General features: G+C 32.3%; 25 protein-coding genes. 19 read left to right on the forward strand and 6 right to left on the reverse strand.

Annotation, left to right across the window (positions count from 1 at the left end):
* Positions 1–40: 40 nt before the first annotated feature.
* From JNO63_RS00375 to JNO63_RS00430, 12 genes are all read left to right on the forward strand, one after another.
* Entirely contained in the window at positions 41–1,513 is a 1,473-nt protein-coding gene (locus JNO63_RS00375) for an alanine/glycine:cation symporter family protein (protein WP_203126169.1), read from the forward strand.
* A gap of 14 nt (positions 1,514–1,527) precedes the next feature.
* Complete coding sequence (locus JNO63_RS00380; RefSeq protein WP_203126171.1) at positions 1,528–2,451, forward strand: TIGR01212 family radical SAM protein; 924 nt, start codon at positions 1,528–1,530, stop codon at positions 2,449–2,451.
* Positions 2,452–2,563: 112 nt separating this feature from the next.
* Positions 2,564–3,529 carry a metal ABC transporter solute-binding protein, Zn/Mn family gene (locus JNO63_RS00385; protein WP_203126178.1) on the forward strand — a complete coding sequence of 322 codons (966 nt, stop codon included), beginning with the start codon at positions 2,564–2,566 and terminating at the stop codon, positions 3,527–3,529.
* A gap of 6 nt (positions 3,530–3,535) precedes the next feature.
* Positions 3,536–4,243: a metal ABC transporter ATP-binding protein gene (locus JNO63_RS00390; RefSeq protein WP_203126179.1), complete on the forward strand. Its 708-nt coding sequence runs from the start codon at positions 3,536–3,538 to the stop codon at positions 4,241–4,243.
* Between the two features lie 2 nt (positions 4,244–4,245).
* Positions 4,246–5,103: a metal ABC transporter permease gene (locus tag JNO63_RS00395; RefSeq protein WP_238390442.1), complete on the forward strand. Its 858-nt coding sequence runs from the start codon at positions 4,246–4,248 to the stop codon at positions 5,101–5,103.
* Complete coding sequence (locus tag JNO63_RS00400) at positions 5,100–6,023, forward strand: metal ABC transporter permease (protein WP_203126180.1); 924 nt, start codon at positions 5,100–5,102, stop codon at positions 6,021–6,023. The genes JNO63_RS00395 and JNO63_RS00400 overlap by 4 nt, the downstream gene beginning before the upstream one ends.
* Positions 5,974–6,624, forward strand: coding sequence for a metal-dependent transcriptional regulator (locus JNO63_RS00405; protein WP_203126181.1), 651 nt, complete (start codon positions 5,974–5,976; stop codon positions 6,622–6,624). Before JNO63_RS00400 ends, JNO63_RS00405 begins: the two co-directional genes overlap by 50 nt.
* A 51-nt stretch (positions 6,625–6,675) precedes the next feature.
* Positions 6,676–7,290, forward strand: coding sequence for an isochorismatase family protein (locus tag JNO63_RS00410; protein ID WP_203126182.1), 615 nt, complete (start codon positions 6,676–6,678; stop codon positions 7,288–7,290).
* Between the two features lie 147 nt (positions 7,291–7,437).
* On the forward strand, positions 7,438–8,298 hold the full coding sequence (locus JNO63_RS00415; RefSeq protein ID WP_203126183.1) for a MurR/RpiR family transcriptional regulator: 861 nt from the start codon (positions 7,438–7,440) through the stop codon (positions 8,296–8,298).
* On the forward strand, positions 8,282–9,046 hold the full coding sequence (locus JNO63_RS00420; protein ID WP_203126185.1) for a carbohydrate deacetylase: 765 nt from the start codon (positions 8,282–8,284) through the stop codon (positions 9,044–9,046). The genes JNO63_RS00415 and JNO63_RS00420 overlap by 17 nt, the downstream gene beginning before the upstream one ends.
* Positions 9,047–9,056: 10 nt before the next feature.
* Positions 9,057–10,460: a PTS transporter subunit EIIC gene (locus tag JNO63_RS00425; protein ID WP_203126187.1), complete on the forward strand. Its 1,404-nt coding sequence runs from the start codon at positions 9,057–9,059 to the stop codon at positions 10,458–10,460.
* Positions 10,461–10,469: 9 nt separating this feature from the next.
* The gene (locus JNO63_RS00430) at positions 10,470–11,780 is read left to right on the forward strand and encodes a family 4 glycosyl hydrolase (RefSeq protein WP_203126189.1); all 1,311 of its coding nucleotides are present in this window, start codon (positions 10,470–10,472) and stop codon (positions 11,778–11,780) included.
* Positions 11,781–11,806: 26 nt separating this feature from the next.
* Here JNO63_RS00430 and JNO63_RS00435 read toward each other — a convergent pair whose 3' ends face one another.
* From JNO63_RS00435 to JNO63_RS00460, 6 genes are all read right to left on the reverse strand, one after another.
* A complete protein-coding gene (locus JNO63_RS00435; RefSeq protein ID WP_203126191.1) occupies positions 11,807–12,646 on the reverse strand; it encodes a sugar phosphate isomerase/epimerase family protein in 840 nt (279 codons plus the stop codon).
* 14 nt (positions 12,647–12,660) lie between these two features.
* Positions 12,661–14,001 carry a sensor histidine kinase gene (locus JNO63_RS00440; protein ID WP_203126193.1) on the reverse strand — a complete coding sequence of 447 codons (1,341 nt, stop codon included), beginning with the start codon at positions 13,999–14,001 and terminating at the stop codon, positions 12,661–12,663.
* On the reverse strand, positions 13,980–14,648 hold the full coding sequence (locus JNO63_RS00445) for a response regulator transcription factor (RefSeq protein WP_203126195.1): 669 nt from the start codon (positions 14,646–14,648) through the stop codon (positions 13,980–13,982). The genes JNO63_RS00440 and JNO63_RS00445 overlap by 22 nt, the downstream gene beginning before the upstream one ends.
* On the reverse strand, positions 14,649–15,257 hold the full coding sequence (locus tag JNO63_RS00450) for a lantibiotic ABC transporter permease (RefSeq protein ID WP_203126197.1): 609 nt from the start codon (positions 15,255–15,257) through the stop codon (positions 14,649–14,651). It lies immediately after the preceding gene.
* Positions 15,258–15,375: 118 nt separating this feature from the next.
* Positions 15,376–16,128, reverse strand: coding sequence for a lantibiotic immunity ABC transporter MutE/EpiE family permease subunit (locus tag JNO63_RS00455; RefSeq protein ID WP_203126199.1), 753 nt, complete (start codon positions 16,126–16,128; stop codon positions 15,376–15,378).
* Position 16,129: 1 nt separating this feature from the next.
* The gene (locus JNO63_RS00460; RefSeq protein ID WP_203126200.1) at positions 16,130–16,828 is read right to left on the reverse strand and encodes a lantibiotic protection ABC transporter ATP-binding subunit; all 699 of its coding nucleotides are present in this window, start codon (positions 16,826–16,828) and stop codon (positions 16,130–16,132) included.
* A gap of 186 nt (positions 16,829–17,014) precedes the next feature.
* On the opposite strand from JNO63_RS00460, the gene JNO63_RS00465 reads away from it, so the two are divergent.
* The 7 genes from JNO63_RS00465 to JNO63_RS00495 all read left to right on the forward strand — a co-directional run bounded on the left by JNO63_RS00465 (position 17,015) and on the right by JNO63_RS00495 (position 26,323).
* A complete protein-coding gene (locus JNO63_RS00465) occupies positions 17,015–21,292 on the forward strand; it encodes a 2-hydroxyacyl-CoA dehydratase (RefSeq protein ID WP_203126202.1) in 4,278 nt (1,425 codons plus the stop codon).
* An 8-nt stretch (positions 21,293–21,300) separates the two neighbouring features.
* Positions 21,301–21,675 (forward strand): pyridoxamine 5'-phosphate oxidase family protein, encoded by a 375-nt coding sequence (locus tag JNO63_RS00470; RefSeq protein WP_203126204.1) that lies wholly within the window; start codon positions 21,301–21,303, stop codon positions 21,673–21,675.
* Between the two features lie 204 nt (positions 21,676–21,879).
* On the forward strand, positions 21,880–23,100 hold the full coding sequence (locus tag JNO63_RS00475) for an LCP family protein (protein WP_203126206.1): 1,221 nt from the start codon (positions 21,880–21,882) through the stop codon (positions 23,098–23,100).
* On the forward strand, positions 23,093–24,112 hold the full coding sequence (gene fni, locus JNO63_RS00480; RefSeq protein WP_203126208.1) for a type 2 isopentenyl-diphosphate Delta-isomerase: 1,020 nt from the start codon (positions 23,093–23,095) through the stop codon (positions 24,110–24,112). The genes JNO63_RS00475 and fni overlap by 8 nt, the downstream gene beginning before the upstream one ends.
* Positions 24,113–24,199: 87 nt before the next feature.
* Positions 24,200–24,835, forward strand: coding sequence for an NfeD family protein (locus JNO63_RS00485; protein ID WP_203126210.1), 636 nt, complete (start codon positions 24,200–24,202; stop codon positions 24,833–24,835).
* Positions 24,823–25,767 (forward strand): flotillin-like protein FloA, encoded by a 945-nt coding sequence (gene floA, locus JNO63_RS00490; RefSeq protein WP_203126212.1) that lies wholly within the window; start codon positions 24,823–24,825, stop codon positions 25,765–25,767. The genes JNO63_RS00485 and floA overlap by 13 nt, the downstream gene beginning before the upstream one ends.
* Positions 25,760–26,323 carry a hypothetical protein gene (locus JNO63_RS00495; RefSeq protein WP_203126214.1) on the forward strand — a complete coding sequence of 188 codons (564 nt, stop codon included), beginning with the start codon at positions 25,760–25,762 and terminating at the stop codon, positions 26,321–26,323. The genes floA and JNO63_RS00495 overlap by 8 nt, the downstream gene beginning before the upstream one ends.
* The last annotated feature ends 81 nt before the right edge of the window (positions 26,324–26,404 follow it).

Genomic DNA, 26,404 nt, shown 5'->3' on the forward strand with positions numbered 1-26,404 from the left:
GATATAAATAAAATATTCACAAAATATTATTGGAGGAAATATGAAAACGTTTATCGACATGGTCGGTTCACTAAGTGACTTTTTATGGGGTGTCCCTATGATTATAGTTATGTTACTTGGTGGATCATACTTAATTTATAGAACTCGAGCCTGGGTTTTTAGAAACTTTGGATATATATTTGAAAACACATTTGGTAAATTATTTAAAAAATCAGAAGCAACTGAAGCCGGTGAGAAATCGATTTCACCAGTTCAAGCTGTATCTACCGCACTTGCTGGTACAATTGGAGCTGGAAATATTGTAGGTGTGGCAACAGCCATCAAACTTGGTGGGCCAGGAGCTATTTTCTGGTTATGGATAGCTGCTTTAGTAAACATGACTACAAAATTTGCCGAAATCACACTTGCAGTTGCAACACGTGAGAAAAATGAAAAAGGTGAATTTTCAGGTGGGCCTATGTACTATCTAGAAAATGGTCTTAATAAAAGATGGCTAGCAATTATGTTCTCAATTTTTGGGGCGATAGCTATACTTGGAACGGGTTCTCTTGTTCAGTCAAACGCAATGGCAAACTCAATTCATACGATGACAGGTATAGATCTTAGGTTTATAGGTGTAGGAATTATGATTCTTATGGTAATAATTATTATCGGAGGTATCAAAAGAATTGGAGCCTTTGCAGAAAAAATTGTACCATTAATGAGTATCTTATATCTTGGTGCAACAATAGTTATATTAGTAATATATAGAAACGAATTACTTCCAACCCTTGGATACATAGTAAAAGATGCCTTTCAACCAACCGCAGCTGTGGGTGGATTTGCAGGTGCAACTGTACTACTAACTATCCGTCATGGACTTGCAAGAGGTATTTTTTCAAATGAAGCAGGACTAGGTTCTGCACCAATGGCACACGCCGCTGCACATACTGATCATCCTGTTCGTCAAGGAATGTGGGGGGCTATTGAAGTATTTGTATCATCAGTATTAATTTGTACCATGACTGCTCTTGTAATTATTTGCTCAGGCTTGTGGACAGATGGCAATATTGATGCAAACAAACTTACAGCAGCAGCCTTTGAAAAAGCCCTACCAGTCGGTGGAGAAATAATCGTAAGCCTTGGCCTTATGTTATTTGCTTTTACTACACTAGTTTCTTGGTATTATTATGGAGATAAATGTATTTCCTATATCAGTGAATCAAAAGTAGTACGTGGTATCTATAGGGCTGTATATATTATTTTCTCAGTAGTAGGCTCTTTAGGCGGACTTAAATTTGTTTGGTCAATTTCAGATGTGGCTAATGCTCTGATGGTAATACCAAACTTTATCGGTTTGATATTACTTTCAAAGCAATTAGTATGGCTTGTACGCGACTTTAATAAAAACTATAAAGACTCAGGTAAACTTGGTAATTACAATTGGACCTTTGACAATCATTGGGGAGCAGTTTTTGAAAAGCGTAAGAAAAGAGATACCCAAGTATTTGAACTATACGATTATGATAACTAGGGTATAATCTCCCTATGGAGCTTAATAAAAAGAGATATAGGGATTTAGATACTTACTATAAAATCATATACAATAAAAAAATTATTAAACTCCCACTCGATGGCGGATTTACCTGTCCCAATCGTGATGGGAGTTTGTCATTTAAAGGCTGCATCTATTGCTCAGATGATGGTGCAGGCGAATGGACTTACAATTCAGCCGGAGATATTAAAAATCAAATAGCATTTCAAAAAAAGAAACTATCAAAGCCCGGCCGAGAAGAAGCCTACATAGCATATTTTCAAAATTTTACCAATACCTATGGTAATGTAGAAAAGATGCGTCAGATGTTTTTTGCAGCAATAAATGAACCAGACATAGTGGGACTATCCATTGCAACCAGAGCAGATTGTCTACCTAATGAAGTTTTAAATTTGCTAGATGAATTAAATCAAATTACAGACCTTACAGTAGAACTTGGAATGCAAAGTGTAAATGAAAAAACTTTAGAATTTATAAATCGTGGATATGACCACAAAACATTTGATCAGGGGGTAGATAAATTAAACAAATTAGGCATAAAATACATTGCTCATATCATAGTAGGACTTCCAAATGAATACGAAAATGACTATATAAATAATATTTTATATATAAACAAAAAAAACTTTTGGGGAGTCAAAATTCACAATTTGTATATAGAAAATGACAGCTACTTAAAATACTATTATGAAAAAAACAAAATAAAATATACAATGAGTAAGGATGATTATGCAAATACAGTCGTAAAAATGCTTAGGTATCTAAATCCTAACACAGTAATAAATAGGCTAACGGGAGATGGAATTAATGATAATATTGCCTATCCAGGCTGGTCAAAAAACAAAGCAGCAGTGCTATCGACTATAGATAAGATCATGAAAAACAATATATATAGGCAGGGGGACTTATTTAGTTAAAACTAGATAAGTTTCTTTTTTTTTATTTAATAATTAGGTACACCTAAAATAATACTTTACAAATTGAAAATAAAGTATTATAATACACATAAAATAATTTAAGGAGGACATAATGTTCAAAAAAATATTATTATTTATGATTGCATTGCTAAGCTTTACAGCATGTAGTGCTAACAAAGAAGTAAGTGAAACTGAAAATGTCAGTAAAAATGAAGTAGAAAGTAAGGATGATAATAAGAAAAATATCACAGCTACAACTACTTTTATTGCTGATATGGTAAATGAACTAATAGCTGATAAGGCAAATGTAGATACGATAATCCCAGCGGGAGAAGACCCACATGTTTATGTGGCTAAGCCAGAAGATTATAACAAAATTACAGATGCTGATCTAGTTTTATATCATGGTTTACATTTTGAAGGAAAAATGGTGGATGCTCTTGAAAGTGCAGGATATGCAGTAGCGTCAACTTTTGATAAAAATAAATTAGGTGAAATGGAAGAAGATGAGGGGACAGTAACAGATCCACATTTTTGGTTTGATATTGATCTATACAAAGAAGCATTTACAAATACTGCAAATAAATTAAAAGAACTTTATGAATCGGATGATAAAATGCTTAAATTAATCGATGAGAATTATGACAGATATATCAAAGAACTTGATAGCTTAGATAAGTATATTGCAGAAAGACTCAATGAATTACCAGATGGAGATAAATATTTAGTCACTCCTCATGATGCTTTCAATTACTTTTCAAGAAGATATAATATATCAGTTATTGCCCCTCAAGGAGTAACAACTGAATCAGAAGTTTCAAACAAGGACTTGGAAGATACTGCACAATTTATAGCTGATAAAAAAATAAAAGCAATTTTTGCTGAATCTACTACCAATCCAGAAAGAATGGAAAAACTAGCAGATATTGTCAAATCAAAAGGATTTGAAACAAAGATTGTACAAGGAGACGGTAAAGAATTATTCTCTGACTCATTAGCTGAAAAAGGACAAAATGGAGATAATTTTATTGATATGTATAAGCACAATGTAGATTTGATTGTTGATAATCTAAAGTAGGAAATGATGAGAAATGCGATAGAAGTTAAGGATTTAAGTGTATCTTACGGAAAAAACAAAGTATTAGATAATGTGTTCTTAGATATTCCCCTACAATCTAGGACTGCAATAATCGGAGCTAATGGTGCTGGGAAATCCACTTTTATAAAAGCAATATTAGGCTTAATAAAAAAAGAAAAAGGTGATGTCAAGATTTTAGGCAATCACATAAAAAGCACAAAGCAAAATGTAGCCTATGTTCCACAAAAAGATTCAGTAAATTGGGACTTTCCAATAAGTGTTTATGATGTAGTTATGATGGGGAGATATCCCCACATGAAATCATTCGCAAAAGCTGATAAAAAAGATCATGATTGTGTAAGTGATGCTTTGAATGAAATGGGAATCTTAGACTTAAAAAATAGACAAATTTCAAATCTATCAGGTGGTCAAAAACAAAGGGTGTTTTTGGCCAGAGCCTTAGCTCAAGATGCTGCTATCTATATCCTTGATGAACCCCTAACGGGAGTAGATGTAAAAACTGAAGATATTATAGCTGATGAATTTAAAAAAATGCAAGAGATGGGAAAGACTGTCCTTGCAGTCCACCATAATATATATACACTAGAAAAGTACTTTGATAATTTGGTGGTTTTAAACAAAGATATAAAATATTCTGGCAGCCTTTACATTGATAATATAAAAGATGAAATTGATAAGGGATTTAGGAGTTAGATATGATTGATCTATTTAAGCTATACTCCTTTCAAATAGTTGTCGTAGGAATCACACTTCTAGCTTTAGCATCATCTCTTATTGGAACTATTAATATTTACAAGAATCAATCACTAATAGGGGATGCCCTAGGTCATTCTACTTTACCAGGTATCATAATAGCCTTTATGCTAACTTACAAAAAAGATCCTATTACTCTCCTTTTTGGATCTGTAATAAGTGCAGCAATAAGTTATTTTTTGATAGATTACTCAAATAAAAATTCGAAAGTAGGTGCGGATGCTAATATGGCGATTTACTTATCTGGTTTCTTTGGATTGGGTTTGCTTTTAAAATCCTATATCCAAGCTAACCCTACCTTTGCCAATGCAAGTAAGGCGGGACTGGATAAATATATTTTTGGTCAGGCTGCATATCTAAGAGAGGCTGATATTTTTTTGATATTGTTAGCCTTTCTATTATGCTTAGGAATAATGATAATTTTCTATAGGGACATAAAGTGTTATTTGTTTGATAGACAATTTGCAAATCAAATCGGGATTAATACGAAATTCCTAGATTATCTACTATTGTTTTTGACTATCTTAGTAATTGGAGTTGGAATTAAAGCTGTAGGAGTAATTCTAATTAGTTCACTATTAATTATTCCTATAGTTACAGCAAAAAAAATCAGCAATAGCTTCTTAAAAGTTATCGGATTGTCAGCATTATTTTCAATAATAACATCCGTTTTGGGTAGCATGGTATCCACCACATACAAGGGTTTTTCTACAGGTCCATCAATAATAATTTTTCAAGGGCTAATTTTTGTTATAGTAACAATAGGGAAAACTTTATTAAAAGGAGCTGATACAAAATGATAATATCTCTATTACTATTAATATTAACATCCATATCTTGCTCTTTATTAGGCGTTTTCCTAGTGCTTAGAAGAGTATCAATGCTCACAGATGCGATTAGCCATACAGTATTACTAGGTATAGTTTTGGCTTTTTTTATAATACCAGACTTGTCATCTCCAATCCTGATATTAGGTGCATCGGCTATGGGATTTCTCACAGTATTTCTAGTTGAAATTCTAGGTTCAAAAGGCTTGAGTAAATATGATGAAGCAATTGGCGTAGTATTTCCAATACTATTTTCTGCTGCGATTATTTTGATAAGCATATTCTTTAGAAATGTTCATTTGGATTCAGATATGGTTTTAGATGGAGAAGTATTATTTGCATCCTTAGTAAAGATAGATATATTAGGATTTAAGTTAACACAGGCGATTTTTTATCAAGTAATTTTACTTGTAGTTATATTAATTTTTATAATATCCCAATTTAAAAAATTACAAATTTCAACTTTTGATTCAGAATTTGCATATTTGATTGGCGTGCCTACTACACTTATATTTTATATGTTGATGGCATTTACATCATTATCTGCAGTGACATCCTTTACTAGTGTTGGGGCTATACTTGTCATCTCCTTTTTTATAGGACCAAGCTCAACTGCTCTTTTATTTAGTAAAACATTAAAGCAAACTCTAATATTCAGCAGCCTTATTGGAAGCATAAACGCAGCAATAGGATTTTATTTAGCATTAAGTTTAAATGTATCTATAGCAGGTACTGTAGCTGCTGTGAATATGTTAGTCTATCTAGTCCTACTAAGCATAAAGAAGTATACTATTGTTAACAAACTTAACAAGAAAGTTAATGCTAGTAAGGACATGGTAGTAAATGAGAACTTTAAATCCACAAAAAGACGAATATCTAATAACAATATTTAAATTAATGGGAGAATCTGAGAAGGTTACTAATAAATCAATTAGCACACATTTAGACCTGGCTCCTTCTTCTGTAACTGAAATGCTAAAAAAATTGAAAAAAGAAGGCCTGGTAAGCGATGACAAAGATAATATGCTTACAAAAAAGGGTCTAAAATACACAAAAAAATTACTCTCCAAGCATCGACTATGGGAATATTTTTTGGAAAAAGAACTGAAATTTTCACGGAAAGAGGTTCACCCAATAGCTAGTAGTTTGCAATCAGTAACAAATGAAAATCTTCTAAATAAATTAAATACGTATTTAGGATATCCTGATTATTGTCCTCACGGATCAATAATTTATATAAATAATGAAGAAACTTCAAAAGATTTTATAAAAATGAGCCAAGCAACTCCTGGCAAGGTATATATAATTAGAAGAATTAGAGATGATAATGAATTATTAACCTATTGCGAAGCTATGAAAATGGATATAGGTGATAAAATAAAATTTATAGGTTTTGATAGCTTTGATGATACAGCTATTATAAGCTTTGACAAAGAAGAAAAAAGAATTTCTCCAAAAGCTTGTAAAGATATATATTTAAAAGAAATAGAATAACTGCTGTTTATTTTAAAGTATAATTTTATTATATAAATACAAGGGGGACTTATGGAAAGAAAATTAGACGATAAATATTTTGTAAACACTTTTGATCAAGAAAGCGGAATCTATAGCAAAAAAGAAAACACACTTTTGCTAGTAATAGATGAACAACCAAGATTAATGAAGGCTCTAGAAAATGGAGAAGAGGTAATATTAAATACCCTTACCTTAATAGAAGCCTTTAAAAAATATGAAATGCCAATCATTGCAACCGAACAATATCCAAAAGGCCTTGGCAATACAGATGAAAGAATACTAGAAAAAATAGATCAAGATAATATTTTTGAAAAAACTATATTTGATGCAGCAATAGCAGAAGTTTTAAAATTTATAAAGCAAAATGATATTAAAAAAGTAGTAATAACAGGAGCAGAAGCCCACATTTGTGTTTATCAAACAACAAGAAGTCTATTAAATTTTGGCATACAGGTATTTTTACCAAAAGATGCCCTAGCAAGCTTTAAAGAAAGCCAAAAAGAAGAAGCATTAAAAACACTAAGAGAAATGGGAGCAGTAAGAACAGAAACAGAAACAATCCTATTTGACCTAGCCCGTGATTCTAAAGATCCTAATTTTAAATTTATTTCAGGACTTGTGAAAGAGATGAGGGTTAGGGGTTAAAAAAGAGACACAGCTCTCTTTTTTTTTATTGTTTAAGGAAACGTTTTCTGAAATGTACTTAAAATCATTTATAGGTTCAAAATTCGCTCCAAAATCCAACGTTATTTATGATACTATATTTATGAAAACATTTTAAGGAGGAGGTAAATGCAAGAAGGTATTCAAAATATTGAAAGTTTACAAATCATAAATCTTTTATGTAATATTTTAAATACTGAAGGATATGATCAATCAGATTATCAAATAGCAAAGTTTTTGATCAATCACTTATATGATCTCGAAAATTATAGTATTTATGAAATTGCAGAAGAAATTTCCGTGTCAAGGTCAACTATCAGAAGATTTTGCATAAGAATGGGATATGAAAATTTTGCTGATTTAAAACAAACTTTAATGGAAGATTATAGTCTTGGAATTTTAAGAAATCTTGATTACAAAGAATTAAATGAAGATGATTATAATAATCTTGCAAACGATTTATCGGTATTATCTAAATCTTTTTCTTATAAAAAATTAAAGTCTCATTTAGAAACTACAGCATATTTGATTAAAAATTCTAAAAAATGCACGATTTTATCAACAGGCATGCAACTAGCTTTTTTACAAGGATTTCAAGTATCTATGGCAACGATAGGTAAAGTTATTAGTTTAATGGATATCAATGAACGAAATGAGGAGTATCTTTCAATACACAATGAAGATGATTTAATATTTGTAATATCATGGACTGGTAAATTCCTAAATCTGATGCAAAATCAAATAAATTTTTCTAACAGCAAATATTGCTTGGTAACTTTCGAAGACACAAATGTAAACGAAAAAGAATTTTATAAGATATTTAGAATACCCAAAATAGAGGGTCTAAGTGGCAAGGATATATTTAGACTTAGAATAAGCTATGAAGCTGATATATCAATCAGGTATGTCATGCCTTTTATTTGTAATTTATTAAGCGATATCTATTTTGAAATTAGCAGAAAGGAATTATTAAATGAAATTGATAGTTAATGCAGATGATTTTGGCTATAGTCCAGGTGTAAATACTGGAATTGTAGATGCGTATAAGAATGGAATAGTATCATCAACTACCATGATGGCAAATATGTATGGATTTGAGGATGCTCTTAAACTTCATAAAGAATATCCTGGGCTTGGAGTTGGAGCACATTTAGTTTTGACAAGTGGAAAACCTTTAACTAATCTTCCGAAAGAATTTTTGGATGATAATGGTGAATTTTTAAGAAGACCTATTTATTTAGATGATCAAAATGAATCTATAGAGAGAGATTGGCTGGATGGTGAACTTATATATAAAGAATGGAAAGCGCAGCTAGATAAAATACTTGATGCTGGTTTTAATGTAGATCATATAGATAGCCATCATCACATGCACACCCATGAACAAACAAGAGTTGCTGCTAAAAAAATTAGTGAAGAATATAAATTGCCGGTTAGGAGTAGTTATTTAGACGAAAAATATTTTAACTCACCTGATTTTGTAAAACTTGATGGTGATGGACTACTATCAAACAAAAATACAGATAAACAAAAATTTGTAGAACTTTTTGATCATATTACAAGTTTCGAAACTGTAGAGCTTATGGTTCATCCCGCTTATGTAGATTTTTATTTGATGGATAATTCGTCTTTTAATACAGCGAGGGTTTATGAACATATGTGGTTGACAAGTGATTATATTAAAGGGCTTTTAAAAGAAAGAAACATTGAACTTGTAACATATAAACAATTCAAATGAGGAGATAAATATGAATAGATTTTTTCAGAGATTAGGTAAGGCAATGCTTCTAGCAGTTATAGTAATGCCGATTGCTGGTATATTACTTAGAATTGCATCGGAAGATTTATTAAACATTCCTATATTAGGCGCAGCAGGTAATGCTGTTTTTGGTAACTTGGATATTTTATTTGCAATTGGTGTTGCAATGGGATTTGTAAATGCAAAAGATCGTGGTAAACCTGCCATGCTTGCAGTAGTTGCTATATTAACACTAAAAGAGGGATTAAAAGTAATGAATCCTGATATCAATATGGGTATATTTGGGGGAATTATTTCTGGTTTAGTGTCAGCATATTGTTTTGATAAATTTAAAGAAGTAAAACTGCCATCAGCTTTATTCTTCTTTGCTGGCGAAAACTTCCCATTTTTGGTAGTCTTACTTGTACAAACTTTACTAGCCTTGGTATTTGGTTTTATATGGCCAGTTTTCCAAAATGGGATAGATAGTTTTGCTCAAATGTTAGGTAGTATGGGAGCTATAGGAGTTGGCTTATTCGTATTCTTTAATAGATTGCTTCTTCCAACAGGGCTTCATCATGTTCTTAACACATATATTTATTTTGAAATGGGATCATTTACCAATGCAGCGGGAGAACAGGTTAAAGGTGAAATCGGTAGATATATTGCACAAGATCCATCTGCTGGATATTTCTTGGCACCATTTTTCGTAATTATGATGTTTGCTATACCTGCAATTTCTCTTGCAATTTACAAAGCAAGTTTCAAAGATCAAAGAGAAAATGCAAAGGGCCTTATATCTAGTAGTGCTTTTACCTCATTTTTAACAGGTATTACAGAACCTGTTGAGTTTATGTTTATGTTTGCTTCACCAACTCTATATTTAATCCATGCAATTTTAGCGGGGATAGTTGGTGTAATATCTTATTTAATGAATATAAGAATAGGATTTGCAGCAGGATCTGGATTCATAGATTATATATTGAACTTGGGCATATCAACAAATGGTTTAAAAGTACTTTTGCTTGGTATCATTACTTTTGCCGTTTACTATTTTGTATTCTATACTTTTATAACCAAAAAGGATGTTAAGCTTATTGGAAGAAATGAAAATAAGATTGATTACTCAGAGCAAAATGTAGAGAAAGAATCAAAAGCTAGCTTAAAAACAAGCAATTATGGATATTTAGCAAAAACTTTATTAAAATCAGTTGGTGGCAAAGAAAATATTAAAGATAGCTATCACTGTATTACTAGATTAAGACTTGAAGTGAATGACCCATCACTTATTAATGAAGAGCAAATAAAAGCAACAAGCGTTGCAGGAGTTTACAGGCCATCACCAAATAATATTCAAATTATTATCGGACCAGAGGTAGAAAAAGTTTATAACGAGTTTGAAAAATTATTATAGGAGGAAATAATGGATAAAGTAAAAGTAACCATCGCTGGATCAGGAAGTGGATATACACCTGGAATAATCCTTTCATTATTAAATCATAAAGAATTAGATGTATCAGAAATTAGACTTTATGACATCGATAAAGAAAAAAATAGTGATATGGAAACCATAATAAAATTCCTAATAAAAAAAGGCGATTATGGTGTTAAATTAATAAGGACTGAAGATCCAAAAGAAGGATTTGAAGGGGTAGATTTTATATTTTCTCAAATAAGAGTTGGTGGAATTAAAATGAGAGAATTAGATGAAAAAATCCCATTAAAATATGGTCTGGTTGGACAAGAAACTTGTGGACTAGGTGGATTTGCTTATGCAATGAGATCTATGAAAGGGTTCTCCGAGATGGTAGATCTTATTCAAAAATTTAATAAAGAAGCTTGGATCTTAAACTATACTAATCCAGAAACAATAATTTCAGAAGTAGTAAGAAGAAAATACCCAAATGCAAAAATAATAAATGCATGTGATATGACAATTGCTATTGAAGAAATAATTGCACAAAGTTTTGGTTATAATAGACAAGATTGGATACCAACTTATTATGGGCTAAATCACTTTGGTTGGTATGAATCTATTTATGATAAAACTCTAAAAAGAGATGTTATGCCAGAAATAATTGATAAAATTATAAACGAAGGTCTAAATACAGAGGGTGAAGATCCAAGCTGGGCAAGCACATGGAAGTCATATCAAAGCCTTATAAAAACATTTCCAGATAGGCTTGCGAATAATTATTTACTTTATTATCTTTTCTCGGAACAAATGGTAGCAAAAGAAGACCCTAATTATACAAGAGCAAACCAAATTATGGATGGCCGTATTACAAAAATAAAAGAGACTGTAAGAGAAATTAAGGAAGATCCAAATTTAGAATCAATTGATTATGAGGGCAACCATCATGGTCAATATATTGTTGATATTGCAGCATCAATTTTACATGATAAAAATGACAGATTTATGCTTATAAAACCAAATAAAGGAGCAATTCCAAATCTAAGAAACGATGCATCAGTAGAAGTTCCATGCTATGTTGGAGCAAATGGTGCTGAGCCAATTTCGCTTAGAAATGATATACCAGATTTTCATAAAGGTTTGATGGAAGCACAGGTAGCATCAGAAAAATTATTAGTAGATGCTTTTTTTGAGAATTCTTATTATAAGGCTTTACAAGCATTTACATTGAATCAAACTGTACCAAATGCGGTAGTAGCAAAAGAAGTTTTAGATGAACTTATTGAAGCTAATGGTGATTATTGGCCAGAATTACACTAAAAAAAGAGCCTTAGGGCTCTTTTTTATTATGCTAAAACTTCTGGCCATGATTTATTTAAAACATTTTTAGTTGAATCAAAAGCCATCTTTGCAGCTTTATATATTCCCATACTTAATAAATCATCTGAATTTACTTCTACACTTATGATTTGGGGATTTACATCTGATTTTTTGATCATTTCTACAAATCCTGAAGTATTATTTTGCCCGTGATTTGGAAGGAGTCTGTCATGCATAGATTCAGTTCTAAGAAAATCTTGTGCATAAGATCTTCTATAGGAATCATTAAGTTGAATAGAAATTACTTTTTCTGATATTTCTTTTGGCAGTATTCCATTATAATTATGATCGGCTTTTACCCAATGCCAATTATCTAAAATTAAATAAGCATTATCCATTCCGGATTTTCTTATTATTTCATATCCATCTAAATAATCGTATATGCCACTATATGGCATTGGCTCTAGAGCAATCTTTAAATCCCTTGCTCTTAGACAAAGATTTTTTAATTTCTCAGATACATATTCTAATGGATAGTCTTCTAACAAAAACACATTAATATGATTTACACCAAAAATTCTACACATATGGTGGCACATTTTCTCTTTGTACTTCATTTCGTAAGGCATATTATCATCAGCCCATTGGGTTATGCTTTCTACTTCTGTTACTTTTATTTGATATTTGTTTAAAATTTCTAATAAATCCGCATCCCTTAATCTTGAATGGATGGCATCTATATAATTTTCAGCCCTTAATCCAATTCCATCAAATCCTGCTTGGCTTGCGGCTTTTACCCTTTGTTCAAATGTACATTCGTCTCCCAAGGTCCATGAGCTTAAAGTTAATGGTATATGTTTTGACATTTGTTTTTTTCCCTTTATTTATAAAAAATAATTTTTACTATTGCTCCGCTCTTACTATCTTTTTGATAATTACCCAAATTTAGTCTTCCCTTATTAGATTTTAAAATCTCATCAACCATTACCAAACCCATGCCGTGCTTTATTTTATCGGTTTTGGTGGTTAGATTTTTTTGTGGGATCTTATCGAAGATTTCTTTTTTAAAACCTGGACCTTGATCTTTTATTATTATTTGGAAGTAATTTTTTTGGTTTTCAAATGTTAGATAAATGTTACTATTTTTGGGACTGTGTTCTGTGGAATTTACTATTATATTTTGTATAGCTACTGCTATTTGTTCTCTATCTAGCTTTATCGTTGAAGGCTCTGATTTTGTTACTATTAGATTTATATTTGCGTTTTTACATATTGATTTTGCAATGTTTATCCAATAATTAATTGCGTTTTCATCTACTTTTTGTGGATTATTTGCTATGTTTTTTGAAAAATTAGTTAGTTTTTCGATATAAATATTTAAGCGATCTATACCGGTTTCTATATCATTTATATATTCTAATTGATCAGGATTGCCTTCTTCTTTTAAAAGTTCCGTGTTTCCTTTTATTAGGGTAATAGGTGTGCGGATGTCGTGGGTGATTGATTCTATTAGATTTTTTTGCCTTTGTTCTATCTGCCATTGGTCATGTAAGGATTTTTTTAAATCTATGGCCATAGCGTCTAAGGAATCTAATACTCCAGCAATTTCTGTGTATTTTGAATCTTCTGATTTAAAATCTAGATCCATATTTTTGATTTGCTGGTTGGTTTTTGAAATTTTTTCTATTTCATTTTTTATGATTTTTATGGATTTTCTAATTAAAAGTGTAAATCCTAAAAACCAGATTATAAATGCTAGAGAAATATAAAGAAGCTCTACATTCTTTACCTTATTGTAGGCTCTTTCTGATGCGAGGATGGGGGAGATTTGATAGGCTAAAATTAGTGTTTTATCATCTCTAGCTAATTTCTTAAAATATTTATTATTAAAGGGTAAGTTTGTATTTGTGAATCCAGTTTTTTCTGTTTGTTCTACATAATTTTTATATTTAGTATCAATTGTATTTGCTAAAACTTCCCCATTTTTTGTATATTTATAGTCAAAATAGTATGGGATGCTCTTAGGATTGAAATCGGGATTTTTTAAACTTTCTTCAACTTTTGATATGTTCATTTCTGCATAATTTGCTGGATAAATATATCCTTTTCTTATTAATAAAGTGATGCTAATTAAGAAAAAGAGGAATACAAAAAAAGTATAAACTATCTCTAAAATTGCATATTTTGTTATAAGTCTACCTAAAGATTTTCTATTTCCCATTTGTATCCTACTCCCCAGATTGTTTTTATAGGGTTAACTTTGTATTTTCCAAATTTATTTCTAATTAGCTTTATTCGTTCAGTTATTGAAGTTTGGCTATCACCGTCAGCATCATAGCCATAGATAGATGTGTAAATAATTTCTTTGGTAAAAACTTGGACCTTATTTTTCATAAGTAACTCACATATGCCATATTCACTCTTTGTTAGATGGATTTCATCTTCGTAGCAGTAAAATTTTTTTGCTAGTAAATCACAAGAAACGGGGAAATCTAGCAGACGATTATGTTTTTCTCTTTTTTCTCGTCTAAGATGAGCTGTTACCCTTGCGCGAAGTTCATTAATTGAAAATGGTTTTGTAATGTAATCATCAGCACCAAGGGCAAATCCTGCTAGTTTGTCGTTTTCAAAATCTTTGGCCGTTAAAAGTAAAATAGGGACATCAATCATATCCCTATATTTTTCTAAAAACTCAAAACCATTCATATTAGGCATCATAATATCTAGGATTATTAAATCATATTTGGTAAAAATATTTGGATCAATAATCGATGCATCATTAAAGATATCAACTTCATATTCTTTTTTGAGGGTGTTTTTTATTAACCTCGTAAGGTCAATATCATCATCGATTAGTAATATTTTCATCTAATCCTCCGTTTTTTGATAAACATCCCAGTTCTTAAAAAAACTTGATGTTAAATACAGACATATAATTGTAATAGCAAGGCTAAGACCAATATATATCCAAGATATTTTTAAGCTAATGTTTGCTTGTGCTAATAAATATAGTAATTTTATAGGCCATACAAAGGGCAAGTATTTCCAAATAAGTGCTCCAAGTTCGGTCGTTCCTAATAAGATTGCAGCTAAAGTTATAAAAACTCCTGCAAGAATTGATCCAGTTTGTCCAAATTTTAAATTTAGGGCTTGATAGATAGATATCAAGGGCAACAAAGTAAAAAATAGAACAGAGATTATAGTAATAATTTCACTAAAATTTGCTGGCTTATTTTTTATTAATATCCAAAAGGATAAGAAGATTAGGCTAGCTATTAAAATTATTAAAGCATATAAAATGCCAATTAGCAAAAATTTTCCTATAAAAGCTTTCCTACGGCTTATGGCAAATCTTATATCATTTAAATAATAGCTAGCTTTTTTGTCTGCTTCATAAGCCATTGGAACAAAAAAACTTAAAGAAAATGTTGATAAGATTGCAAGACCTATATAAAATCCATAGACTTCAAATCCCATTATGCTATTAGGTCCATATACATATATAGAAAATAAAATACTGTATAAGATGGGTGCTAAAAATAAAACCCATCTTATAGGCTCTCTTTTCGTTCTCAACCAGTTTGACTTTATTATATTAAGCATTTTCTTTATCCTTTCTAAGCAAAGATAAGCCTATAAAAATAGCAAAAAGTATAAAACTTAAAACTATAGCTATAGGTATCACTTGGGCATTCCATAATTCTGAGCCTTTTTCTAAAAAAGTTCCGTTGGGATGGACACCTATAACAGGGGCTAGCATCCTTAAACTATAGAAGTGAGGATAAAATTTCCACATATTGCTAGTAGCAGGGATTGGTGAAACTAGTGACATGACAAAGTTTAAGATAATAATTACAAAGCTCTTATTAACTAGACTCATCAAAAAAAATGAAAAACCAACAATAGCTAGAGATCCAGCAAATAAAACTAATCCAGCCTTAAATACCAGCCCTAAACTTATATTTTTCCCTAAGAGTAACCCACCTATTAGATAGGTTATAATAGATGATAGGATTATTATTACAAAAAGTTCCAGTATAACTACTAGAGCTTTGGCAAGTTTTATTTGCTTACCATCTAAGCCCAAGCTTTTTTGTAAATTTAACTGGCCCTGCTTTTCTTTTTTTAAAATATTTGTAGTAAGTAAACTGATTATTATAGGTAAGATTAGTATGGGAAACCAATTAAAAGTAGTGGCTATTAGATAGCTTTTACCTTCTGGATCTGGTGCCATCAAATTACCCATTATCAGGTTAAATATCAAAAATCCTATGGGAACTATTAGGAGTAATTTAAAGTTAGCAGATCTTTTTTCTTTTAAAAGTTCAGCTTTTAAAGTATTTACCATATTAAAAACCTTCTTTCTTGATAATATCCATAAATAAATTTTCTAAGTGATCGCTTCCCTTATCATTTTCACCTTCATAGGCTAATTTCCCATTTACAAGGATACCAACTTTATCGGCAACTTGGTCAATTTCACTTAAGATGTGACTAGAGATAAGAACTGTAATTCCATCATTTGTAAAAGATTTTATAAGCTCTCTAAGTTTTGCTATGCCCACCGGATCAAGACCATTGGTTGGCTCATCTAGGATTAAAAGTTTGGGATTATTAATAAGAGCCATAGCAATACCTAACCTTTGTTTCATACCTAAAGAAAATTCGCGAGCTAATTTGTTGCCGGTATTAGTAAGGTCCACTGTTTTTAAGACCTCATTAATTTTATTTTCATCAATACTTAATAAAGTTGTTAGTACTTTTAAATTTTCATAGGCAGTTAGGTTTGGATAAATAGCTGGATTTTCAATGATAGCACCTATTTGCCTTAAATCATTTTGAGAAATTTGGTGGTTTTTAAAAACAATTTCGCCAGAGCTTGGCTTTATTATTTGAGTTATGAGTTTAAGAAATGTTGATTTTCCAGCGCCATTTGGACCCAAAAGTCCATAAACTTTGCCTTCTTCAATATTTATAGAGACATTATCTAATGCTTTAAAACCCTTAAATTGCTTGGTCAAATTTTTAGTTTCAATAATATTTGTCATAATATACCTCCGTTTATATATCGATTATAAAAACAAAAAATAACTAAATTATAACTAAAATTAACCCTACTTTTTTGCTTGTATTTAGCTTGTTCAAAGTGGTAAAATATAAGTGCTACTTATATAAAAAATAAAGTCAAATTATAGATAAATTTTAAATATAGATTAGAATAAGAAAGGCATAATATGAATTTACATATGGGACTTGATGTAGGGTCTACTACTGTAAAAATTGTTATTACAGATGAAAATTTTAACACCCTTTATCAAGTGTATAGAAGACATAAATCGGATGTTAAAGAAACTGTAAAGGCAGTTTTAACTGAGGCTTATGATCAGTTTAAGGACGATTATATAACTATAAATGTTACCGGCTCTGGTGGTATGTTTCTTGAAAAATATATGGGCATCAACTTTGTCCAAGAGGTTATTGCAGAAACTGCTGCAATTAGAAAATTTATACCAGAAACAGATGTTGTAATTGAACTAGGCGGGGAAGATTCTAAGATTACATATTTATCAGGATCAGTTGAGCAAAGGATGAACTCTATTTGTGCAGGGGGTACTGGTGCATTTATTGACCAAATGGCGGCACTTTTAGATACTGATGCCTCTGGTTTAAATGATTTAAGCCAAAATTATAAGAAAATCTATCCGATAGCCAGCCGTTGTGGTGTTTTTGCAAAAACTGATATCCAAGCCTTGATGAACCAAGGTGCAAGCCGTGAAGACATTGCAATTTCTGTTTTCCAATCAGTTGTTAACCAAACTATTTCAAATCTTGCCTGTGGGAGACCAATTCGTGGCAATGTTACATTTTTAGGGGGTCCACTTCACTTCTTACCTGCACTACGCAATAGATTTGTCGAAACTTTGGGCCAAGATGGCAATACTTTCACAACTCCAGAGGATGCACAACTTTACGTAGCAAAGGGTGCAGCTATACTTTCAGCTGAGAACGATGATTACGTACTTTACAGTACTTTGATAAAAGAATTAGAAAAAGACGCTCCAGAAGATATGGAAATGACAAAAAAATTAGAACCTCTATTTACTAACAAAGAAGAGTATGAGCGTTTTGTCAAAGAACACAAAACAGATGAAGTAGTTTACCAAGATATATCTACATATGAGGGGCCTATCTATGTCGGCATAGATGCAGGATCTACTACAAGCAAAATGGTGTGGGTTACAGAAGATGCGCATATTATCCACGAAGATTACAGAATGAACCTAGGCAGACCACTTGAAGTAGTTATAAATATGCTAAAAGATGCATATGCTAAGAAAAATCCAAAGGCATACATTGCTTCATCTGGTATTTGCGGTTACGGGGAAGATTTTATAAAAAATGCCCTCCGTGTTGACAATGGAGAAGTAGAAACCATTGCCCACTACCGTGCAGCAAAATTTTTCAATCCAGATGTTGACTTTATCCTAGACATTGGTGGCCAAGATATGAAAGCCATGCATATCCGTGATGGTATTATTGACTCTATCCAGCTAAATGAAGCTTGTTCTTCAGGTTGCGGATCATTTTTATCAACCTTTGCCGCAAGCGTAGGTATGTCTGCAGCAGAATTTCAAGAAAAAGCACTATTTTCCAAAGAACCAGCAGATCTTGGTAGCCGTTGTACAGTTTTTATGAACTCAAAAGTAAAACAAGCCCAAAAAGAAGGCTCAGAAGTAGCGGATATTGCAGCAGGTCTTTGCTATTCTGTAATTAAAAATGCTATCCAAAAGGTAATCAAAGTTCGCGATCCAAAATCTCTTGGAGATAATATTGTAGTCCAAGGTGGAACTTTCTATGGTGATGCGATTTTAAGAGCCTTTGAAAATATTACTGGCAGAAAAACAACCAGACCAGAAATTGCAGGACTTATGGGAGCTATGGGTATGGCCCTCATTTCTCGCGACAATTCAACTGGCCAATCAAGCTTATCTGATATTTCAGAATTAGAAAACTTTACTTATGAACAAAAAAATGCAAGATGTGGTTTGTGCACCAACAATTGTGCCTTAATCATCAATGTTTTCCCAGATGGAACTCGTTATGTAACAGGCAATAGATGCGAACGCGGTGCTGGCGTTAAAAAAGAAGAAACAATGGCAGATTTAAATATGTACAAGTTTAAAAACAACCTGCTATTTAATAGAAAAACTCTGGGAGATGCCGCTCGTATGGGAAAGGTTGGCTTGCCACGCGTGCTAAATATGTACGAAGACTATCCATTCTGGCATAAATTCTTTACATCATTAGGTTTTGATGTTGTTTTATCTGGCAAATCAGACAGAGAAATGTATGAAAAAGGGATTTCTTCCATATCATCAGAAACTGCCTGCTATCCAGCAAAACTTGCCCATGGTCATATAGAAGATTTGGCAGCAAGAGATGATTTGGATTTGATTTTCTATCCAGCAATTTTTTACGAATACAAGCAATTTGACAAGGCTCAAAACCATATGAATTGCCCAGTTGTATCAGGATATCCCGATGTAATTAAAAATAATGTGGAGTCCTTAGCTGGCAAAAAATATATGAATCCATATCTTTCGCTAGAAAGTGAAAAAATAATTACAGATAGACTCATTGAAGAATTTGAAGGCTATGAGCACAATGGCAAGAAACTAAGTAAAAAAGAAATCAAAAACGCAACAGCTGCCGCTTGGAAGGAACTTCAAAATTACCACGATCAAATAAGAATCAGAGGCAAGGAAATTATTGATTATGTAAATAAAAATAATCTAAATGCAATTGTCCTTGCAGGTAGACCATATCATATTGACTCAGAAGTTAACCACGGAATTCCAGAACTTATCGAGTCTATGCATATACCAGTTATTTCTGAAGATGCAGTTGCCTACAATATCGAAGATGTAGACACAAAAGTCCGCGTCCTTGACCAATGGTCATACCACGCAAGACTTTACCGAGCAGCAGAATATGTAGCAGAAAATCCAAATCTACAATTAATCCAACTAAACTCCTTTGGATGTGGACTTGATGCGGTAACAACAGACCAAGTCCAAGATTTACTTGAAGCTTACGGCAAAATTTACACACTTCTTAAAATAGATGAAGTTTCAAATCTTGGTGCAATAAAAATTAGAATCAGATCTTTACTCCAAGCCCTAAATCAAAAGAAAATGGAGGGTATCGAGTTTAGAAAAGATTTGAATCGCCTAGATTATGAAACCCCAGAATTTACTAAGCAAATGGTAGAAGAAGGATACACAATTCTTGCTCCACAAATGGCAAGAGAACATTTTAGAATCTTAAGTCCAGTTTTCCATCACTTTGGCATGAATATTAAGTTTTTAGATACTGTAAATGACAAAGTCCTTGACCAAGGATTAAAATACGTAAATAATGATTCATGCTACCCATCAATTACAGTTGTGGGACAATTTATGGAAGCTGTTAATTCTGGTAGATATGATACAGATAAACTTGCAATTGTAATGACACAAACAGGTGGGGCATGCCGAGCAAGTAACTATGTTGGATACATTAGAAAAGGTCTTCGTGATGCTGGATATCCAAATATTCCAGTAATTGCAATTTCTGCCCAAGGTATCGAAACAAACTCAGGACTTGATTTAAGAAAACCATCCACAATTCCGTTTTTAAAAAGAGGAATCAGGGCAATAATTTTTGGAGATTTGATAAATCGAGTTGCAAATGCAACAAGACCTTATGAAGTGGAAAAGGGTGCAACTGATAAATTAAAAGAGGAATGGATTAACCGCCTAGAATCTAGCGCTCCAACCATGAATGATAGAGAATACAAAAAAGCTGTTAAAGAAATTGTAGAAGATTTTGATAATTTACCAGTAAAAGACATCAAAATTCCAAAAGCGGGGATTGTTGGAGAAATCCTAGTGAAATTCTTGCCAGAGGCAAATAATAACTTACAAAAAGTCCTTGAAGAAGAGGGAGCGGAAGTAATACTTCCAGACCTAACAGACTTTTTTATGTATTGCATGAAAAACTCAGAATTAAAAGCTGATCTGTACGGGAAAAGCAAAATGAGTGCCACAGTTGGTAAAATTGGTATAAGCATTGTCGAACAATATAGAAAACCAGTAAGAAAAGCTCTCCGTGAGTCAAAAAGATTTAATGAACCAGAATATATCGACCAAATTGCAGAATATGCAAAAGATGTGACAAGTCTTGGAAACCAAGCTGGTGAAGGTTGGCTACTAGCTGGAGAAATGGTAGAACTAATCCACGCTGATGCACCAAATATTGTCTGCATCCAGCCATTTGGTTGTCTTCCAAATCACATAACAGGAAAAGGTGTTATGAAAAAAATTAGAGAAGAATATCCACAAGCTAATATAGTAGCAATTGATTATGACCCAGGAGCAAGCGAGGTAAACCAAATTAACCGTGTAAAACTAATGATGAGCCAGGCTCGCGATGCCCTAAAACAAAAAGAATTACAAAAAATAGAAAATTAGGAGAAAATATGTTAAACGAAAAATTTTATGAAGTTATAAGCCATGAGGGTAGCGTATCCATCACTTCTTGGACAAGTAAAGGAGCGCATGTAACTTGCACATGGAATACTTATCTACAAGTTATTGAAGATAATAAAATACTAATCCCAGCAGCAGGAATGACTTCAACAGAAAATGATGTTAAAGAAAATAATGAAGTTATCCTAACAATGGCAGCAAGAGAAGTAGAAGGATTTAACGGATATCAAGGAACAGGCTTTAGGATTACTGGAAGTGCAGAATTTTTAGACGATGGTGAATACTTTGATAAAGTACATGATAAATATCCTTTTGCCAACAGAGTCTTAGTAGTAGATGTAAAAGAAGCTAAACAACTATTGTAAATTGAATAAATATATAAACTTTAGGGTGCAAGGTAAATTTCCTGCATCCTTTTTTTATGAATGTAGAAATAAGTTTTATAAAAATATATATCGATTTAAGTTTTACATTTATAAACTTGCAATTAATATATTTAGTCCCTAAAGTTTAAAATTTAAAACTTATTTTTTGATGGTATAATAATTTTTAATAAGAGAAGAGGTTTTATGAAAGCAAAAAGATTTTTTTTAAGCTTATTGGTTATACTTGTGGGCTTTTTTGGGACAAAATTTATCCTAGATAAGCTAGTAGAAAACCAAAAGGATTTAGCTTACAAAGACATACCAAATTACAATGACGACGCAGTGAAGACAGCCGACGGAGAATATCTAATCCTCTTAGTTGGTGTAGACAAAAATGGAGATGATGACAAAAATACAGATTTTACCCGTACAGATACCATCATGCTTTTAAAGGCAGATACAAAAACGGGGAAAATGGATCTAATGAGTATTCCTCGTGATAGCAGGATAAAAATCCGCGACAAATTTGATAAGGTCAACCATGCCCATGCCTTTGGCGGTATAGAGCTAACCATGCAAACATTAAGAAGTTTCTTGGGACTAGACATTGATTATTACGTGCAAATAAATTATCAAGCGCTGATAAATATAGTGGATGCTTTAGGTGGAGTAGATTATGAAGTTCCTGAAGGTATTAGTATCGATAAAGGAAAAGTTCAAATAAAACCAGGTTTAAACCATTTAGATGGCAACGAAGTGATGTGGTATTTAAGAACTAGAAATATCTACAACAATGGTGACATCGGTAGGGTAAATACCCAACAAGGATTTGTAAAAGCCATGGTAGATGAAATTGTCAAAAAATCAAAAAATATGAATATAATGACATTTATTTCAAACTATCTACAATATGTAAAAACAAATCTGCCAATGATGGCTATTATGGATTTAGCGGGAAATATAAATAATTTCTCATCCGATAAGATGGACACCCACATAGTACCAGGTATGGAGCAAACCATCGATGGTACCAGCTACTACATTCCTGATTTTGAAAAAACTTGGAAAATAGTTGATGAGGTTTTCCCAAACTTTAAGCTAAAAAATTGGGAAAAAGAAGATTCTGGCTATCAGGAATACGAACACTATGACGAAATCAAAGATGAGTCCACTGATAGGGGACTTCATGATGAGAATAAGCAAGAAGAAACAAAAACAGAAGAAGCACCACTACCAAAAACAAAAACAATTGAAGAAAAGCCAGTAAATAATGAGCAAAATCAAGGCCAAGCACAAACTCAAGATCAAAATAATGAGCAAGATAGTTACACTGAAACCATAACTACTACAACGACCACTACAAACCAAGATATGTTAGATGAATCACTAAATGCAGAACCAAGAGAGGAAAATGCGGATGAATAGTCAAAGACGTGAAAGAAAAGATGCTCATATCGAAAATTATTTAAAAAGTAAATCACGAGAATCCACTCTTTTAGAAAATGTCTATATAGAACACAACGCAGTTTCAGATGTTTCCCTTAATGAAATTGATACTAGCATTGAATTTATGGGCAGAAAAATTGCTATGCCCCTAATGGTAGATGCAATGACTGGTGGGGGATCTGCATCAGTAAATATAAATGAAGACCTATCATCCATTTGCGAATCGCTAAATATACCAATGGCTGTAGGTAGCGAATCAATTGCCATAGCTGATGAAGAATCCCGTGATTCCTTTGAACTTGTAAAGTACAAGGAAAATTTATTTAGGATTGGTAATCTTGGATTTGAACGTGAGTACGAAGATTTTGTATTTGCAAGAGATCTAATCGATGCTAACGCCATGCAAGTCCACCTAAATCTTGCCCAAGAGCTTGTTATGAAAGAGGGAGACAATTCCTACCACTCATCCATAGATCTGATTGAAAAACTAATTAAAGATTTCTCATATCCAATAATTGTAAAAGAAACTGGATCTGGTATTTCAAAATCAGTTGCCCAAAAACTTGTAAATGCTGGCGTAAAATATATCGATGTTGCCGGCAAGGGCGGTACAAATTTTATAGAAATTGAGGATTTAAGAGACTTTGAAGTTGACTACTCCGATCTTTATGACTGGGGGATACCAACAGCAAAATCTATTATAGATGTAAGAAGTGTAGCAGATGATAGCTTTATAATTGCATCAGGTGGGATAAAAACTGCTATGGATATTGTAAAGTCAATAATAATTGGAGCTGATATGGCAGCAATGAGTGGGGAAGTGTTAAGCTACCTCCTGCATGGTGGTTATGAGGCTTGCGAAAGCTTCTTAAAAGAAATAAATCTAAAAATAAAAATAATTATGGCCCTTCTTGGAGTAAGAAACATTGATGAGCTTAAAAAAGTTGATTACAAGCTAACAGGAGAGCTAAGAGAACTTATAGAAGGCTAGTTGTTACTAGCCTTTTTTGGTCTAAAATATTGATTTTTTAGCAATTTTATTAGATAATTGTCATAAGAAAAAAGAAAGGCGGAAAGTATGCTTGCAAATGATCTTATAATTGCCCTAAGTTTTGTACTGGCAGTTATTTTTGTGATTTCAATACTTTTCACAGAAAAAAAGGTTTTTTTTGGCATATTAGCATTGTTACTTTTTGGGTTTTTCTATTACCAAAACACCATATATAATGTAGCAGATAATATGACGATTTTAACCTTTATAATGGGAATCACTCTGCTTGCCCTAGAAATATTTATACCAAGTTTCGGGGTGATTGGCATAGTAGGTATCATTTTGACCATTTATTCTGTGATGGATAGTTTTGCCGATAGCCAAACAGGTATATTAATACTTGTTGTAAGCGCCCTTGCAATAGTTCTTACCGTAACTATTTATGTAAAATTAGGATTTGATAGAAATCTATTTGATAGATTTATCCTAACAAATACTAATTCATCCCTAAGGGGATATAATAGCAAAAATGATTACAGAAGTTTGATTGGCAAAATTGGAGTTACAAAAACTATTCTAAGGCCAACAGGTAGAATAGAGATAGAAGGGACTGCTTACGATGCAAAATCTAACAGTGATTTCATAGGTAAAGACAAAGATGTAGAAGTAGTTGCCATAAAAGATGGCCACATAATTGTAAAGGAGAAAGTATGGAATTCTTAGCACCAGCAATAATTATAATTGTACTTATAGTATTTTTCACAATGGTTCCAATAGGACTATGGATAACAGCAAGATTTTCTGGAGTAAATATTTCAATGGCATCCCTAGTTGCCATGCGTTTTAGAAGACTTAATCCACATGTAATTGTAAATGCCCTTATCAAATCTCACCAAGCAGGCATTCCAATTAGAACAGAAGACTTAGAAAGCCATTATCTTGCAGGAGGTAATATCAACCAAGTTGTTGATGCCCTAATCGCAGCAGAAAGAGCAAATATTGACTTGCCTTTTGAGCAAGCAGCAGCAATCGATCTTGCTGGACGTAATGTATTTGAAGCTGTACAAGTTTCTGTAACACCAAAAGTAATCAACACACCAGTAATTGCAGCAGTTGCAAAAAATGGTATCGAAGTAAAAGTAATTGCAAAAGTAACAGTAAGAGCAAATATAGATAGACTTGTAGGTGGAGCTGGCGAAGAAACAATTATCGCAAGAGTTGGGGAAGGTATTGTAACTACAGTAGGGTCTGCAAATTCCCACGCCCAAGTTTTAGAAAATCCAGATAATATTTCCCAAACAGTTTTAATGAAGGGACTTGATTCAGGAACAGCTTATGAGATTTTATCAATAGATATAGCTGATGTGGATGTAGGACGTAACGTTGGGGCAGAATTACAACGTGACCAAGCAGAAGCTGACAAAAATATTGCTCAAGCTAAAGCTGAAGAACGTCGTGCTCAAGCTATCGCTCTAGAACAAGAAAATAAAGCAAAAGTAGTAGAAGCAGAAGCGAGAATACCAGAAGCCATTGCTGATGCATTTGAAAGTGGAAACTTAGGAATCATGGACTATTATAATATGAAAAATATCAACGCAGATACAAAAATGCGCGAAAGCTTATCAGATGTAGATGCGGGTGATTTTGATGTCTAATAATAAGAAGAAAAAAACATCTTATGAATCCTTTGATTCTTGGATAAAGTCGGCAAAAAATTCTATAAATGAACTTATAGAAGAAGCTGAAAGAGAAGTCGAGGAAGAAGAGAGAAAGAAAAAACAAAGTTACCAATCTGGCAGAAAACCAACAGTGTTTAGAAAATTTTCTGACAATAAAGATGTAAAAGAGCTTTTTCCTAAAAAAGAATCAAATAATAAAAAAAGTGGGATGAATAAAAGATCTTATGAGGGAAATGTAAACTCAAAAGGTAGCATAAGTGGAAAATCCATGATGGGTCCTGAAGGAGATCCAGTAAATCCAGATTTAAGAAAAAGATTAGAAGAAAAAAGAGCTAAAGAACTTAGAGAAAAAAAACAGCAAAAATTATATAAAAAAGACATCCACTATAAGAGAAAAAGTGTAAAAGACGCAGAAAAACACGAAAAAATAGATTCTTACAAAAAAACTCTTAAAAACAAAGAGAATTTCAGAAAAGCAATTATTATGTCAGAAATACTGGCCCCTCCCTTGGCTAAGAGAAAAAAATTCTAAAAAAGGTATAATAAATACACACAAAAACAATCGGAGGGATTGATATTAATAGAACTATAGCAATTGAAAATCCAAATAATG

The sequence above is a fragment of the Anaerococcus sp. mt242 genome (genome assembly GCF_016798225.1).
GTDB lineage: Bacteria > Bacillota > Clostridia > Tissierellales > Peptoniphilaceae > Anaerococcus.